General features: G+C 67.7%; 14 protein-coding genes. 7 read left to right on the forward strand and 7 right to left on the reverse strand.

Features of this window, described 5'->3' with window-relative positions; genetic code table 11:
* The first annotated feature begins 69 nt into the window (after positions 1-69).
* Positions 70-228: an HVO_2901 family zinc finger protein gene (locus DU502_RS18370; RefSeq protein ID WP_166033685.1), complete on the forward strand. Its 159-nt coding sequence runs from the start codon at positions 70-72 to the stop codon at positions 226-228.
* Positions 229-241: 13 nt separating this feature from the next.
* Here the strand turns inward: DU502_RS18370 and DU502_RS13770 are convergent, their stop codons facing one another.
* On the reverse strand, positions 242-1,795 hold the full coding sequence (locus tag DU502_RS13770) for a M61 metallopeptidase family protein (RefSeq protein WP_121920271.1): 1,554 nt from the start codon (positions 1,793-1,795) through the stop codon (positions 242-244).
* A 239-nt stretch (positions 1,796-2,034) separates the two neighbouring features.
* Here DU502_RS13770 and DU502_RS13775 point away from each other — a divergent pair, with 239 nt between their 5' ends.
* From DU502_RS13775 to DU502_RS13785, 3 genes are read left to right on the forward strand one after another with little or no spacing between them, the layout of a single operon-like run.
* Positions 2,035-2,334: a cytochrome c maturation protein CcmE domain-containing protein gene (locus tag DU502_RS13775; RefSeq protein ID WP_449271742.1), complete on the forward strand. Its 300-nt coding sequence runs from the start codon at positions 2,035-2,037 to the stop codon at positions 2,332-2,334.
* Positions 2,331-3,059: an ABC transporter ATP-binding protein gene (locus tag DU502_RS13780; protein ID WP_121920269.1), complete on the forward strand. Its 729-nt coding sequence runs from the start codon at positions 2,331-2,333 to the stop codon at positions 3,057-3,059. The genes DU502_RS13775 and DU502_RS13780 overlap by 4 nt, the downstream gene beginning before the upstream one ends.
* Entirely contained in the window at positions 3,056-3,730 is a 675-nt protein-coding gene (locus tag DU502_RS13785) for a heme exporter protein CcmB (RefSeq protein ID WP_121920268.1), read from the forward strand. Before DU502_RS13780 ends, DU502_RS13785 begins: the two co-directional genes overlap by 4 nt.
* Before the next feature lie 3 nt (positions 3,731-3,733).
* Here the strand turns inward: DU502_RS13785 and DU502_RS13790 are convergent, their stop codons facing one another.
* Genes DU502_RS13790 through DU502_RS13805 form a run of 4 tightly spaced genes read right to left on the reverse strand, consistent with a single transcriptional unit; the run spans position 3,734 to position 6,780 of the window.
* Positions 3,734-3,850: a CcmD family protein gene (locus DU502_RS13790; protein WP_114587297.1), complete on the reverse strand. Its 117-nt coding sequence runs from the start codon at positions 3,848-3,850 to the stop codon at positions 3,734-3,736.
* Between the two features lie 5 nt (positions 3,851-3,855).
* Positions 3,856-4,623, reverse strand: coding sequence for a cytochrome c biogenesis protein (locus DU502_RS13795; RefSeq protein ID WP_121920267.1), 768 nt, complete (start codon positions 4,621-4,623; stop codon positions 3,856-3,858).
* A 5-nt stretch (positions 4,624-4,628) separates the two neighbouring features.
* A complete protein-coding gene (locus tag DU502_RS13800; protein WP_121920266.1) occupies positions 4,629-5,309 on the reverse strand; it encodes a cytochrome c biogenesis CcdA family protein in 681 nt (226 codons plus the stop codon).
* A 25-nt stretch (positions 5,310-5,334) separates the two neighbouring features.
* Complete coding sequence (locus DU502_RS13805; RefSeq protein WP_199722705.1) at positions 5,335-6,780, reverse strand: c-type cytochrome; 1,446 nt, start codon at positions 6,778-6,780, stop codon at positions 5,335-5,337.
* A 379-nt stretch (positions 6,781-7,159) separates the two neighbouring features.
* Between DU502_RS13805 and DU502_RS13810 the strand changes: the two genes are divergently transcribed.
* The 3 genes from DU502_RS13810 to DU502_RS13820 are packed head-to-tail and all read left to right on the forward strand — an operon-like array spanning position 7,160 to position 11,221.
* Entirely contained in the window at positions 7,160-7,576 is a 417-nt protein-coding gene (locus DU502_RS13810; protein WP_121920265.1) for a thioredoxin family protein, read from the forward strand.
* A complete protein-coding gene (gene ccsA, locus DU502_RS13815; RefSeq protein ID WP_121920264.1) occupies positions 7,573-9,975 on the forward strand; it encodes a cytochrome c biogenesis protein CcsA in 2,403 nt (800 codons plus the stop codon). The genes DU502_RS13810 and ccsA overlap by 4 nt, the downstream gene beginning before the upstream one ends.
* Before the next feature lies 1 nt (position 9,976).
* On the forward strand, positions 9,977-11,221 hold the full coding sequence (locus DU502_RS13820; RefSeq protein ID WP_121920263.1) for a carboxypeptidase-like regulatory domain-containing protein: 1,245 nt from the start codon (positions 9,977-9,979) through the stop codon (positions 11,219-11,221).
* Positions 11,222-11,239: 18 nt separating this feature from the next.
* Here DU502_RS13820 and DU502_RS13825 read toward each other — a convergent pair whose 3' ends face one another.
* The gene (locus DU502_RS13825) at positions 11,240-12,115 is read right to left on the reverse strand and encodes a hypothetical protein (protein ID WP_121920262.1); all 876 of its coding nucleotides are present in this window, start codon (positions 12,113-12,115) and stop codon (positions 11,240-11,242) included.
* The gene (gene priS, locus DU502_RS13830; protein ID WP_121920261.1) at positions 12,112-13,269 is read right to left on the reverse strand and encodes a DNA primase small subunit PriS; all 1,158 of its coding nucleotides are present in this window, start codon (positions 13,267-13,269) and stop codon (positions 12,112-12,114) included. Before priS ends, DU502_RS13825 begins: the two co-directional genes overlap by 4 nt.
* Positions 13,270-13,275 lie beyond the last annotated feature (6 nt).

The following is a 13,275-nucleotide window of genomic DNA, read 5'->3' on the forward strand; positions in this document are numbered from 1 at the left end:
GCGGTGAGACACACGTTAGCATGGAACCGAAACGACACGTTGATGTAGGATGCTGTCAATTCTCCGATTATGCCGCAGATGCACGTCTCTACCCGCCGGGATCTGCTCGTGTGCCGAAAATGTGATGCCGAGTTCCCGGAGGGTCGTGCGACCAAGGACGGGTGGACGTACGAGTGCCCGGAGTGCGGCGAGGCGACCGGTCTGGGTGAGGGCCTGCGGCGCGTCTAAACCGTCTCGTCTCTTACTGTCGACGTAGCCCGACTCCGAGCGCCGCGAGTGCGACGACGACTGCGACCACACCGAATCCGGGCGCCGATCCCTGCGTCCCGGCCGGTGCTGGCGTCGTCCCGTCGTCGGTGTTCGTGGCGTCCGTTCCCGTTTCCGCTTCCTCCTGCAATCGTTCCGTCGCCGCCCCTTCGACGAACGGGTGCCGCCCGGCGTCGAGTTCCGCGCCGCTCGCCATCCCATCCCCGTCCGGATCGAGCGATGGCTCGGCGACGTAGTACCGGGGGTCCTCCGGCAGCGGCGGCAGGTCGTCCGTGGTCGCGTAGCGGTCCAGCCACGAACCGATCGACTCGTCACCCGTCACCTCCACCACTGCGGCGCGGAAGGCGCGATAGTTGCGGAACGGCTCCGTCCGCCCAGCGAACACGTCACGGAGCGTATGCTCGCCGTCCGTCCGGCGCTGAATCTCCGCGTCGAGCGCCGCGAGGACGTGCGCGCCCTTGGCGTAGTGGGCCTTCGTCCCCCGCCACGTCTCCGAATCGGTGAGCACGACGGGCCGGCTGTCGGGCGTGTACTGCGTCGCGCGGAGGCCGTCGAGGAAGGAGTCGTACGTGCCGACGCCGTCGTTGAAGGCGAACAGGCGGCCGTAGTACTCGGCCGTCGCCTCGGTCAGCCACGTCGCGTCCTCCCGGCCGACCGTGCTCAGTCGCGTGTGGACGTACTCGTGCGTGAACACCGACCCCGTCGAGTCCAGGCGGAGGCCCGTACTCCCCACCCAGAACGCGGTGTCGACCGTCGCGGCCTGCACCGGTCCTTCCTCCAGTCCGCTCAGCGGGAGGACGAACACCGTGATCGTGTCGCGTTGCACCCCGAGGTCGAAGTGTTCGTTCGCGGTGCGCAGGAAGGCGATGGCCCGGTCGGGAGTCGCGCTCTCGGCGCCGAGGACGAACGTCGCACGCTCGTCGGCGACGGTCACGTTCCGGCGTTCGTGGGGGCCGAGATACGCCAGGTGGCTCCGCGCGAAGCCCTGTTCGCCCGCAGCCACGTCGAAGGAGGTGGTCTGGAGGGGCTGTGCGTCGGTCCGCACCTGAATACGCGTCTGGGGTTCGGAGACGAGCGCCCAGTCGTCGCGTTCGATCCCCCGGACGCCCGAGGCGAGCGAGTCACTCACCGCCATACGGATCGAGATGGTCGGCCGCTCGGTCTCGCCGTCCCAGAGGAAGTAGCCGCGTTCGGTGCGCTCGAAGCCGTCCATCCCGGCGAGGCTGATACCGTCGAGGCCCACGACGGGCACGGCGACCCGGAGGCCCGTGACGGCCGACGGCACGTCGTACGCGAAGGTGAGGGTCACACTCCCCGGCTCGGGGTTGCGGGAGGCGATGGCACGCTGGTGGAGGATCGCCTCCTCGCTCGGCGTCCCCGTCGAACCACCCTCGTGCGTGGGCAGGGTCGTCCACTCGGCGGCATCCGGGTCGCTATCTACCGTCGCGACGGCGGGTGCGACGCCCGCGACGACGAGTGAGCCGACGACGACGAGGAGTACGAGCGTCCGAGACAGGCGAGAGGTCATGGCGCGCATTGGAAACGGTGGCTCAAGAATCTGTGGCCGGATCGACGCGGCCGTGAGCCTGCCGAGCGGGGCGATTGATCGTGGATGTGCGACCCACGTCTACACTATTACATCGCCGATAGTGATCCGACACAATCAAGAATCGTCGGCTCGGATGTGGGCCAGTGCGACGGAAAAACAAGCTCCTCGTCACGATTGTGGGGGTAGTGGTGCTTCTCGGCGTGCTCGGTGTGTCGAGCATGAACGCCTCTGCTGCGTTCGTGAGTCCAACACAACTGTCCGACGACGACTACGACGGCGAGTGGGTGAATCTCGAGGGGTCGGTGCAGAACCTCGACACGCAAGGGCAGCGGGCGACGTTCGAGGTGACCGACGGCAACCACTCGACACGCGTCGTCTACGAGGGGACGCTCCCCGAGACGATGGGCGAGAATCGCATCGTCGTCGCCAAAGGGCGAGTCGAGGGCGACACGCTCGTCGCCAAGCAGCTCTCCGTCCGTGCCCACGAGGGGTCCGAACGGCCCGCCGAGGCGCGATGACGGAGACGGCGATTCGGGTAGCCGACGTGACGAAGGCGTACGGCCGCGTCACCGCCGTCGACGGCCTCTCCTTCGCCGTCGAGGACGGCGAGACGGTCGGGCTGTTCGGGCCGAACGGGGCCGGCAAGACCACGCTCTTGCGGATGCTCGCGGGACTCGTCCGTCCGACCGGCGGGACGATCACCCTCGGCGCGTCGGAACTGACGCCGGACGACCACGCCGTCTACCGCCGGCTCGGCGTCGTGACCCACGATACGATGCTGTACGACGCCCTCACCGCCCGCGAGAACCTCCGGGTCCACGCCGACCTCCACGGCCTCGACGACCCGGCGGCACGCTGCGAGACGGTGCTGGACACCGTGGGCCTGCGCGAGCGAGCGAGCCAGCGGCCCGAGGCGTTCTCCCACGGCCTCTGCAAGCGACTGTCGCTCGCCCGCGCGCTCCTGCACCGGCCGGACGTGTTGCTCCTCGACGAACCCTACACCGGACTCGATCAGCGGTCGGTCGCCGATCTGGAGGCCGTCCTCGACGGCTTCGACGACCGGACCGTCGTCCTGACGACCCACGACATCGACCGCGGGGTCGACCGGTGTGACCGGGCGCTGGTGCTCGACCGGGGCGAACTCCGCGCCGACGTCTCCCTCGACGGATCCGTCGCCGACTTCGACGCCACGTATCGCCGCGCGATCGGACTGAACGAATCGGAGCGTGGCCGCGACGTATGAGGGCCTTTCTCGTCGCCGTGTTCCGCATCGTCAGGAAGGATCTGCGCGTCGAGAGTCGGACGAAAGGCATCACGACGACGACGGCGGTGTTCGCGCTCCTCGTCGTCCTCGCCTTCGCGTTCAGTTTCGTCAAGACGTTCCGGGAGCCGGCAGTGCTCGGCCGCGGGGCGCTCTGGATCGCGTTCGTCTTCGGGGGCACCCTCGGGGTGACGAAGGCGGCGGCCATCGAGGATCGGAACGCCGCCCTCGACGGCCTGCTGGTGGCACCGGTCGACCGCTCGGCCGTCTACCTCGGGAAGGTGACGAGCACGGCACTGTTCGTCTTCGTCGTGAACGTGGTGACGCTCGGGGTGACGACGGTGTTCCTCGGCTACGCGCCGACGCCGCGGACGGCGCTCGCCGTCGTCGGGATTCTCGCCATCGCCGCCGTCGGATTCGCCGCCGTGGGCGTCGTCGTCGCGACGCTGACCTATCGCTCCGGCCTCGACGAACTCGCGCTCCCGCTGTTGCTCGTCCCTCTCGTCGTGCCCGTGTTGCTGGCGGGCGTCGAACTCACGGCGGCGCTCACTGCAGGCGCCCCACTGGGATCGTGGCTCCGCCTCCTCTGTCTCTACACGGGCGTCCTCTTGCTCGCGGGCGTGGCGACGTTCGAGTTCGTCGTAGAGGAGTAGCGCTTAGCGCGCGTCGTTCAACTGGCGTTCGAGACGACCCAGTCGACGCTGCAGGTACGTCACGTACCCGAAGAGGGCGACGAACAGCGCCGTGTAGCCGAACAGGAGCAGTGGTTCCATGATTCTCACCTCCGTTGCGTGTGGAGTCGGCGAATGCGGTCTTCGACTTCGTGCACCTGGATACGAAGCCCCAGCAGGTAGACGTACAGGAACGTCGCCGCGACGACGGTCACGACCAGCGTCGTGGGATCGATGTTGGCGCTGACCTGCGGGTTCCCCATCGTCGTCTCGTGGAACGTCGGCGTCCACAGCCGAGTGGAGGCGTACGAGATCGGCACGGTGACGAAGCCGATGACGCCGTACACCGCGACGTACCGATCACCCGCTCCCGGGTCCGTCGCGGCCGACACCACGAGATAGCCCGCGTAGATGAACCACACGATGAGGAAGGTGACGAGGCGCACGTCCGTCCACTCCCACCACGAGTTCCAGATGACCTTCCCCCACGCGCTTCCGAACAGGAGCGTCAGCGTCGCGAAGAGGAAGCCAAGTTCGCCCGAACTGTGGGCGAGGCGGCTCCAGAACGGCCCGCGGTAACGGAGATAGAGCGCGCTCCCGACGAACGTGGTGCCGAGTGCCGCGGCGGCCACCCACGCGAGGGCGATGTGCCAGTATGCCAGCAGGTTGCCGCCGTGTTCGATGCCGTACATCGTCTTCGAGGCGGTGCCGAACACGAGCGCCAGCGAGAGCGTGCCGAACACGAGCGTCCCCCATTTCACCGCGCGACTTCGCGTCACGCGGTGGAGGATACCCGTTATCCGTCCGACGATGCGAGCGGCGCTGAAGCGATTCGACCGTGTGCGTTCCGTTCGTTCGTATTCGTCTGTCGTCATGTGTGTCAGCTCAAGTTGGTGACCGACGCGAGTGCGAGTTTGTCCACGTCGAACAGCACCGCGAGGCCGAGGAGGACGAAGGCGTAGCCGGTCGCAGTTCGGAAGCTAGCGGTGGACGCGGAGTCGACGAGGCGGTGGCCACCGATCCGACCCGCGTATGCCACGCCGAGGAGGGGAATGGAAAAGCCGACGCCGTAGGTAAACAGGAGGGCGGCCCCGCCGGCGACGCTCGCCGACGACCCGACGTACGCGAGGACGCCGCCGAGGATGGGGCCGACGCAGGGCAACCAGATGATGCCGAGGAGCAACCCGACGACGAAGGCGTTCGCGATGGGGTGGCGGTCCTCGTCGACACGGCCCGTCAGCGCCGTCGCCCGGCCCGCCAGTCGGGACGCGTACGTCGTGTAGAGGTCGTTCACGTCATCGTCGGCCAGTACGACGCCGAACACGAGCATGAGGACCGCGAACGGGGCCCGAATCGTCTCCGGCGTAACGGCACCGAGCGACGCCGTGAGCGTCCCCAGCGCCGTGAACGTCAGCGTGCTCCCGGCGACGATGGCGACCGGGCGGAGTCGGTGGCCGTTCGCCCCCACGACGAGAACGGGAATCATCGGCAGGCAACACGGTGTCAGGATAGTCACCACTCCCGCGAGAAAGACCGCGACCGTGGAGGGTGTCTCTATCATTCAGTCGTCGGAGGGGAGGCAGGCGTCAGCCTGCGGTGTCCGCTCGCGTCTCGGCCGATTCACCGTCCCGCATCGCCGACGATACCGCGGCCTGCGGTTCGAGTGCCGACTGGTTCGACGCGGTGGCGTTGCTCGCGGATTCGTTGCCCACGTTCTCGTAGGTGCGAATCCACGTCGTCTGCCACGACCCGTCGACCGATTCGTTGCGGAGAGGCTGTTCGTACCGGCTCGTGTCCTCCGGGATCATCTCCTGGGTGACTTCGGAGTCGTCGATGGGGATGCCGGCGAGCATGAGCTTCTTCGTCATCGGATTCATGTCGTAGCCGAGCCGCTGCTGGGTTCGGTTGTAGTAGATGCCCTCGTCCGGCGCACCGGCCACGGCCCAGTCTTTGGGCTGGCGCGGCAGGTGCGGCCGTTTGTGGGCGTTCATGAATCCGGCGACGTCCTGCACGTCCTCCCAGTTGGAGAACGTGTGGCCCGCGCCGTAGGGCATGGACTCGCGGATGAAGCCGGCGGAGGTGTACATCCGACCCATCCCCGCGCCGTCGTTGAAGGAGTCCTCACCCCAGAGCGGCGGGTACTGACCCTCGACACCCTGCCCGTTCGCGCCGTGACAGGACGCACAGTTCTCGAGGTAGAGTTCGGCCCCGCGGACCGGGTTGACCTCGGAGACGGGGACCTTCTCGTCACCTTCCGGCTTCTCGATGTGGCGCCAGTAGGGGACCCGCTCGCTCGGGGTGCCCTTGTTCAGCCAGACCATGTACGACTCCATAGCCTGAATCTCGCGGCTGTCGTACGCCGGGACGCCCTCCTCGCTGCCGGGGGCGTTCATGCTTCGGAGGAAACAACCCATGATACGCTGTCGCATGTCGCGCATACGCTGGGTCCGACCCGTCCACTCGGGGTAGCCGGCGGCGGTGCCGACCAGCGGAATCATGTCGATATCCTGCCCAACCATGCCGGTGGTCGTCGGGAGCGACCCGCCGCCGTGGCAGTTCGCACACGACAGGTCGTTACCGACGTGCTCCGGCATCTCGTTCGACGTGTTGGCGAACAGTTTGCGCCCTTCTCGGACGAGTTCGCGCCGGTTCTCGTTTTCCGGCAACGTCGAGTTGTTCATCTTCTTCGGCTGGAACTGCACCTCGGACCCAGCCTTCGGATCTTTGTACTTGAACTCCTGCTCTCGCAGGTCCTCGTTGTACCACTTGCTCCCGCTCCAGTCCCCGGGAAGCTTCTGAACGCTTCCCTCGGCGGCCGCGGTGCCTCCACCGCCCGTGTCTGCCCCCTGTGGCGTCGCCGTCGCGCCGGTCGCGCCGGCCCCGCCGGCCTGCGGGCCAGCGGGACCGACCGCACCGGTGCCGAGGTACGCGAGCACCCCGTTGAGGGCGAACACGAGGATGATCGCCGCGAACACCGTCCCGGCGAGGAGGAGTGCGGGTTTGAGCAGGAGCGTCGAATCGCCCTGACTCATGTCTGCTCCGTCGTTCCGTTCGAGTTACCTATCATAGCTGTGTGTCAGAGTCGTTCGCAGTAGTTCGCATAATTTACACAGGCCATATAAAACTTCCTCCAGAACTGTCGAGTGAATTTGAGCCGTAAAATAGTTTGATTGCCCGAGCACGAGACCGATCGCGACCGAATCCGCTCGTCACACCAGACCTACCGCCACAACCGCTGAAACGCCCCTTTAGACCCATTACAGCCGAAATCAGTCTCATCGGCTGGAACAGCGCCGTCCCGAGACAGTACATTTTACTAGGGGAAGCTGTTACAGGGGGTCACTGATGAAGCCCCGAAAGGCGATGACCCTCGCCTTCTTCGTAGTCTTGCTTAGTATTGGGTATTTTTCGATGAATGCAGCACCCACGCTGAGCGACGAGAACTACTCGTATCACGGAGATACACGGTGGCAGACCAACGTCTCGGCGGCGGAGGCGACGGCGGCCGCCGAGGACAAGCCGATCATCGTCTACTTCTGGACGACGTGGTGTACGTACTGTGAGGATTACAACCGCGAGGTGTACGCCGACCCAGCGGTGCAGTCGGAACTGGACGACTTCGTGAAAGTGGCGGTGAATCTCGACAGCGACGCACCGGCGGGGAACCGGTTACAGCGGAAGTACAACGTCGACTACCCGCCACAGCACGTCATCATCAGGCCGGACGGTGAGGTGCTCGTCCGCATCAACGGCTACGCCGGGAAGAGCGACTTCCTCTCCTATCTCGACGCGGCGAAAAGCGAGTACGCGCGGGGCAAGCGTCAATGACGCCGACCGTCGGCACGGCGTTGCTCGCCCTCGCGTTCGCCGCGTCGCTCTCGGCGACGGCCATCCTCGCTCGCGCCTACCTCGTCGACGACGACGCCTATCTCGACTACGTGTCGAAACTCACCACAGCGGCCGCGGTCCTGCTCCTCTCCGCGCTGCTCCAGCTGACCTACCAGTTCGTCGTCACCGACTACACGAACGCCTACGTCTGGGAGAACACCGCGTCGTATCTCCCCCTGCTGTACCGGGTGACGGGCGTCTACGCCGCCAACGAGGGCTCCGTGTTGCTGTGGGCGGTCATCGTCGCCATCGTCGCTCTGGTGGCCGGCGCCGTCCGCGGCATTCCGGACCGGCACGCCAAACTCGTCCACGCGCTCACCCTCGGCCTCGTCGCGTACTTCACGGGGATGTTGCTGCTCCAGAGCCCGTTCGCGTCGATTCGGACCGAGTTCCCGCAGGCGCCGCCGGGCTTCGTCCCCACGACCGGACAGGGGCTGAATCCGCTGCTGGTGGATCCGTACATGGCGATTCACCCGCCAGTGATGTTCACCGCCTACGCTCTCTTGGCGATGCCCTTCGCCATCGGTGCGGCCCACTTCGTCTCGCTGTTCCGGGGCAACGGCGGCGTCTTTCCGACGTGGCACGGCAGCGTCACCCGGTGGCTGCGGCTGAGCTGGCTGTTTCTGACCGCCGCCGTCGCGCTCGGCGGCCTCTGGTCGTACACCGTCCTCGGCTGGGGCGGTATCTGGGCGTGGGATCCCGTCGAGACGGCGATTCTGATCCCGTGGCTCTTCCTCACCGCGACGCTCCACGCCGTCACCGCCTACGAACCGACGGGTCGGTACCGGATCCTCGCTCCCGCGATGACCGCCAGCGTGTTCGCACTCGCCGTCTACACCACGTCCGTCGTGCGTAGCGGCGTCTTCCGGAGCGTCCACTCCTTCGCCGACGGCGGCATCGGCGCCGCCTTCATCGTCCTCATGGCGGTGACCGCCGGCCTCGGTGTCGTCGCTCCGCTCGCGTACTGGTTGCTCGAAACCGAGGACGACGACGAGGACTCGACCACCGACGGCTGGCTCCGTCAGTCGAACCTCCTCCACCTCGCCGTCCTCGGATTCGGCCTCCTCACGTTCGTCTCGCTGTGGGGGCTCACCTTCCCCCTCCTCCGCGACGCCGTCACCGGCCTCGAAGTCTCCGTCGAGTCGCGGTACTACAACCTGTGGAGCTATCCGCTCGTCCTCGGCATCCTCCTCCTCCTCGGCTTCTACATGGACTACGACCACGAGCGGAGTCGGCGGAGCGTCGTCGGCCTCGGCGTGTTCGCCGCCGCGACGCTCGTCGGCGCCGCCGTGGCACCGACCGAGACGTGGCAGTTGGCGTCCCCCCGACCCGGCGACGCCCTCGTCTACCGGGTCGTGGGGAGTGCGAGCCTCCTCTCGGTGCTTCCGCCGGTGGCCTACGCCATCATGGGCACGGTGAAACGCGCCAGCGGCCGGATTCGAGCGGCGACGACCCGCGACGCGAAACTGAAGGAGACGGGCATCACCTTCGTCCACGTCGGGGCCGCGCTGCTCGTCCTCTCGTTACCCTTCATGTACGCCTTCGCCGGGCAGGCGTCCGTCATGGCGACCGGTGTCGGCACGGGATCGGTCGACCGGTCACAGCAGGCGATTCCCGGCACGGAGTACTCGATTCGCATCCTCGGTCACTCCCGAACCGAGTTCCCCACCGATCCGGCCGCGGAGTCGTACGCGCTCTCGACCGAGCAGGTGATAGCGCGGGGGCCCGCACTGAACGGCTCCGTCCAGACAGTCCACGGCACCGTCACCGACGTGCGAAACGGGCCGCGGGCGACGGTGGTCCAACTCGACGACTCCCGAGTCTGGATCGGCCTCCCCGACGAGGAGACGAACGCCTCGCTCGCCACCGGCCAACACCTCGTGGCGCGCGGGCAACTGATGTGGGACTTCGTCCCGAGCGCCGACGCCGTCGTTCTCGCCGGGCCGCAAACGGTCGGCCCCGCGTCGGATCCGCCGGAGTCCGTCGCCCCGACCCGCGTCGTCGCCGAAGGCGTCTCGCTCGCGGTGTACGACGGCGACCGCCTCGTCACCTCGGGAATCGCCGGCCAGCGTCGGTACCCCAAACAGGGAGGGATGCAGATTCGGGACGTGCTCATCGACCGAGGGCTCCTCGTCGACACCTACGTCATCGCGGGCGTCAGCGACGGGACGGCCTCGATCACCGTCAAGCGCATTCCCTTCGTCACGCTGATGCGACTCAGCATCCTCTCGTTGCTCGTCGGAATGGCGCTCGTCGCGCTGTTCGACCCGCGACACGGCGTGACGACCGGGACGGGCATTCACTCGACCCGTGACACGAACCCGGAGGTTGCAGACTGACATGAAACGCCTACTCGCTCTCCTCGTCGTCCTCAGTTGTCTCGCTACCGTCCCGACTGCCACGGCCGCCACGTCGGTATCCGGAACCGTCACCGTCGAGAACGGCACCGCGGACGGGGCGCGTGTGACCGTCGTGCCCGTCACGCAGACCCTCCAGCGCGCCGGCGAGTCCGCCCAGACGCGAGTGGACAGATCGACGTTCTCGGTGTCGGCGCCCGACGCGCCGCGCTACGCCGTCCGCGTCCGGTACGAGGGCACGACCCACTACGAAGTGTTGCGGAACACGACCCACGCGGAGTTCTCCCTCGGCGGCGCCGTCGAGGGCCGCGTCGTCGACGAGGATGGAACGCCGCTGTCCGGCGTCGCCGTCGACGTGGTCGACGATCAGGGCTTCGTCGTGACGACGGTCGAGACGGACGCCGACGGCCGTGTCGCCGTCGGCCCCGTCGAATCCAACGAGACGTATCACCTCCGCGCGACGGTCGACGGCGTGCCGTATCGGCAGTCCGTGACCGCCTCGGCGGATCAGCCAGCCACGCTGACGGTGCAACCACCGACGTCGAACGCGTCCGCCCTGCGGGTCGCAGCCGACACCCGACCGGCGTACGTCCTGCAGGTGGTGCCGCCGAAAAACGAGTCGGGCGTGCCGAGCGTCATCCAGACGATCACGCTTCGGAACACCGCCGATCGGCCGTTCGCGGGATCGGTCACGCTCCCCCTGCCGACGGATGCGAGTCCGTACGCGGGGATGGTCGACAACCGTGAGGCCGAGTATCGTCGCACCGACGCCGGCGTCCGTCTCAACGTGACCGCCCCTGCCAACGGCACGGTACGAGTCGGGGCGGCCTACGATCTGTCAGGGTCGACGCTGACGACGACGCCACGCCGCGACGTGCCGTCGCTCACCGTCGTCGTCCAGGGGTACGACCCGAGCACTGTCGACCACTCCGCGAACCTGCGCGTCGGCGACGCACCGGTCGCTCTCCTCGTCAGCGACGGATCTATCGGAGCGGGCGAGTCGATTCGACTCGACCTGCGCGGGGCGCGGCGCCAGGAGAGTCAGTCCGCGGCGACGAACGATGCGGGGAGCGCCGGCGCCGCGAGTGACACGGGCGCCGACGAGACCGGTACGGACCCCGCAAGAAGCAACACCATCCCGCCGTTCCCCGGCGCCGCGATTCTCGGCGCCATCGGAAGTATGGTGCTCGTCGGCCTCGTGGGGTACCGGTTCGCGCCCGACGACTGAGGTGAGGAGAAGCGCTACTTATTCTAGCCGTTCCGCGGCGTCCCGCTCCAGCAACGGTTCGGCGTTCGGCGTCGGGAGCGTCACCACGTCCTCGCTCGCGAGGTCGTACTCGCGTTCGTCGACGCCGAAGATTTCGCCCACGTCGCGCGTGATCCGCAGGGTGGTTCGGTCAGTCTCCGTGTCGGGGGTGGTGTCGGGGTCGGTCCCACTCCCGCCGGTAGGCGACGCGACGGCGTCGCCGCCGTCCGGCGTGGGTGACTCGTCCGGCGGGACGGGCGTCTCGGTCGATGGCGACGTGTCCGCCGCCTCGACCGACGACGCATCGCCACCCATCGCCTCCGCGAGCAAGTCGTCCGGGGCGGGCGCTCGGCCCGGCACCTCGTCGCTCGCGCCCGCTTCGGACTCGGTTGGCAGGGTCGGCTCGGGATCTGGCGCTGGCTCCGGGTCGACCCGTCCGGTCTCGTCTGGCGTCGGCGTGTCGGCCGCCGTTCCCTCGTCGTCGCCGATCTCACCCGCGAGCGTGTCGAGTACCGTCTCGCGGTTCCGTTCGATCCGGGCGACGAGATCGTCGAAGAGGTCGCGCTCCTCGCTGGTGAGGCCTTCGTCCTCGGCGGCCATGCCCGCCGCGGCGAAGGTCGCGCGCTTGACGATCTTGCCGATGCGACGCTCGTAGATGCTCTCGACCACCTCCTCGGCTGTCTCGATTTCGTCCGTGAGACGGGTCACTTCCGGCGAGGAGAAAGGGTCGTCGGCCTCGGCGGCCACGCGTTCGCGTTCGGCCTTGCGCTCGGCGACGTACTCCGCTACGTCGCGGTAAAACGAGTCCCGGAGGTGTTGGAGGCTGTCTTTCTGCCGTTCGGTGCGCTGGACGGAGCGCAGTTCCTCCACGTTCATTCTTTGATCTTCCGGGCTCGGTCGCGCGTCATCAGGAACACCCCGACGCACTCCGGTACCGAATGCTCACCAGCATCGAGTGTAAAACTGTCGCCGTCGAGTTCGACCGTGCCGGGGTCGGTCACCTCGACGCGGATCGACCGCCCGGTGAAGCGGTCGGGGACGGCGTCGACCAGCGGGTCGAAGTCGTCGAGGTCCGACCGGTCGATGGAGCGGACGACGAGGCCGCTCCCGCCGTGGAGGCTCCCCGGGAGGCGGATCAGCCGGTGGGTGTCCGTCGTCACCGGTTCGTCGATGGGCGCCGTCTCGGCCTCGACCGCCTCGCTGGCGAGTGCCTCGACCAGCAACCGCGCGCCCGGGCCGCCGGCCTCGACGTTCCCCTGCGCGACCGCCTCGCTGTCGACGAAGGCGTCGAGCAGGGTGTCCGCCCGCCCCTCGCCGATGCCGTCGAACGCGGTCAGGCGCTCTCTGGCGTCGGCCTCGTCCAGATCGCGCAACTCGTCGATGAACGCTTCGAGGCGGCGGTGTGTGCGCCGGCCCCACCCACCCCCCGTCCGGAGTTCGCGCCGGGTCGTCCCGCCGACCGCGCGGGTGCGGACCAATCCCTCGATGTCGAGGTCGACCGCGCGGACGTAGTCGACGATTTCGCGGCGGGCCTCCGAATCTAGGTCGGCGAGGCCGTCGTCGCGGACGTGGACGTGGTAGCCGCGGCCACCGGAGAACACCACGGTCAGGTCGTCGAAGCCGAAGTCGTCTTCGAGCAGATCGAGCAGGCGATAGAGGGCGTCCTTGCAGGCGTCGAGCATCTCGGCGTAGGTGGCCATCTCGGGATCGACGCTCGGGAGGTGGTCGGCGTCGAGGTCGAAAACGAGGTCGGCGCCGCACCACCCCTTCTCGTCCATCGACTTCGCGCCGGGGTCGTCGTAGCGCGCGGCCGAGAAGTAGACGTGCCGCGGCGCCTCGCGCGCGAGGAAGTCACCCACGTCGCCGAGGTCGTAGATGGACTGATGGCGGACCATCGTCGTCGACTCGCCGCGCGTCCACGGGATGTGACCCCACTCGCGGGCGTCCGGATCGGGGGGAAGCGTCGGGTCGGCACGCCGGTAGTAGTCACCGAAGCGCCCCGAGAGGTACTCGCGTGTCCGTCGGTCCATTCGTCT

This window comes from Haloplanus aerogenes (assembly GCF_003856835.1).
GTDB classification, from domain to species: Archaea; Halobacteriota; Halobacteria; order Halobacteriales; family Haloferacaceae; genus Haloplanus; species Haloplanus aerogenes.

Coding starts and splice junctions, on each gene's coding strand:
- DU502_RS18370 (WP_166033685.1), top strand. CDS start 70: ATGCCGCAGATGCACGTCTCTACCCGCCGGGATCTGCTCGTGTGCCGA.
- DU502_RS13770 (WP_121920271.1), bottom strand. CDS start 1,795: ATGACCTCTCGCCTGTCTCGGACGCTCGTACTCCTCGTCGTCGTCGGC.
- DU502_RS13775 (WP_449271742.1), top strand. CDS start 2,035: ATGAACGCCTCTGCTGCGTTCGTGAGTCCAACACAACTGTCCGACGAC.
- DU502_RS13780 (WP_121920269.1), top strand. CDS start 2,331: ATGACGGAGACGGCGATTCGGGTAGCCGACGTGACGAAGGCGTACGGC.
- DU502_RS13785 (WP_121920268.1), top strand. CDS start 3,056: ATGAGGGCCTTTCTCGTCGCCGTGTTCCGCATCGTCAGGAAGGATCTG.
- DU502_RS13790 (WP_114587297.1), bottom strand. CDS start 3,850: ATGGAACCACTGCTCCTGTTCGGCTACACGGCGCTGTTCGTCGCCCTC.
- DU502_RS13795 (WP_121920267.1), bottom strand. CDS start 4,623: ATGACGACAGACGAATACGAACGAACGGAACGCACACGGTCGAATCGC.
- DU502_RS13800 (WP_121920266.1), bottom strand. CDS start 5,309: ATGATAGAGACACCCTCCACGGTCGCGGTCTTTCTCGCGGGAGTGGTG.
- DU502_RS13805 (WP_199722705.1), bottom strand. CDS start 6,780: ATGAGTCAGGGCGATTCGACGCTCCTGCTCAAACCCGCACTCCTCCTC.
- DU502_RS13810 (WP_121920265.1), top strand. CDS start 7,160: ATGAATGCAGCACCCACGCTGAGCGACGAGAACTACTCGTATCACGGA.
- ccsA (WP_121920264.1), top strand. CDS start 7,573: ATGACGCCGACCGTCGGCACGGCGTTGCTCGCCCTCGCGTTCGCCGCG.
- DU502_RS13820 (WP_121920263.1), top strand. CDS start 9,977: ATGAAACGCCTACTCGCTCTCCTCGTCGTCCTCAGTTGTCTCGCTACC.
- DU502_RS13825 (WP_121920262.1), bottom strand. CDS start 12,115: ATGAACGTGGAGGAACTGCGCTCCGTCCAGCGCACCGAACGGCAGAAA.
- priS (WP_121920261.1), bottom strand. CDS start 13,269: ATGGACCGACGGACACGCGAGTACCTCTCGGGGCGCTTCGGTGACTAC.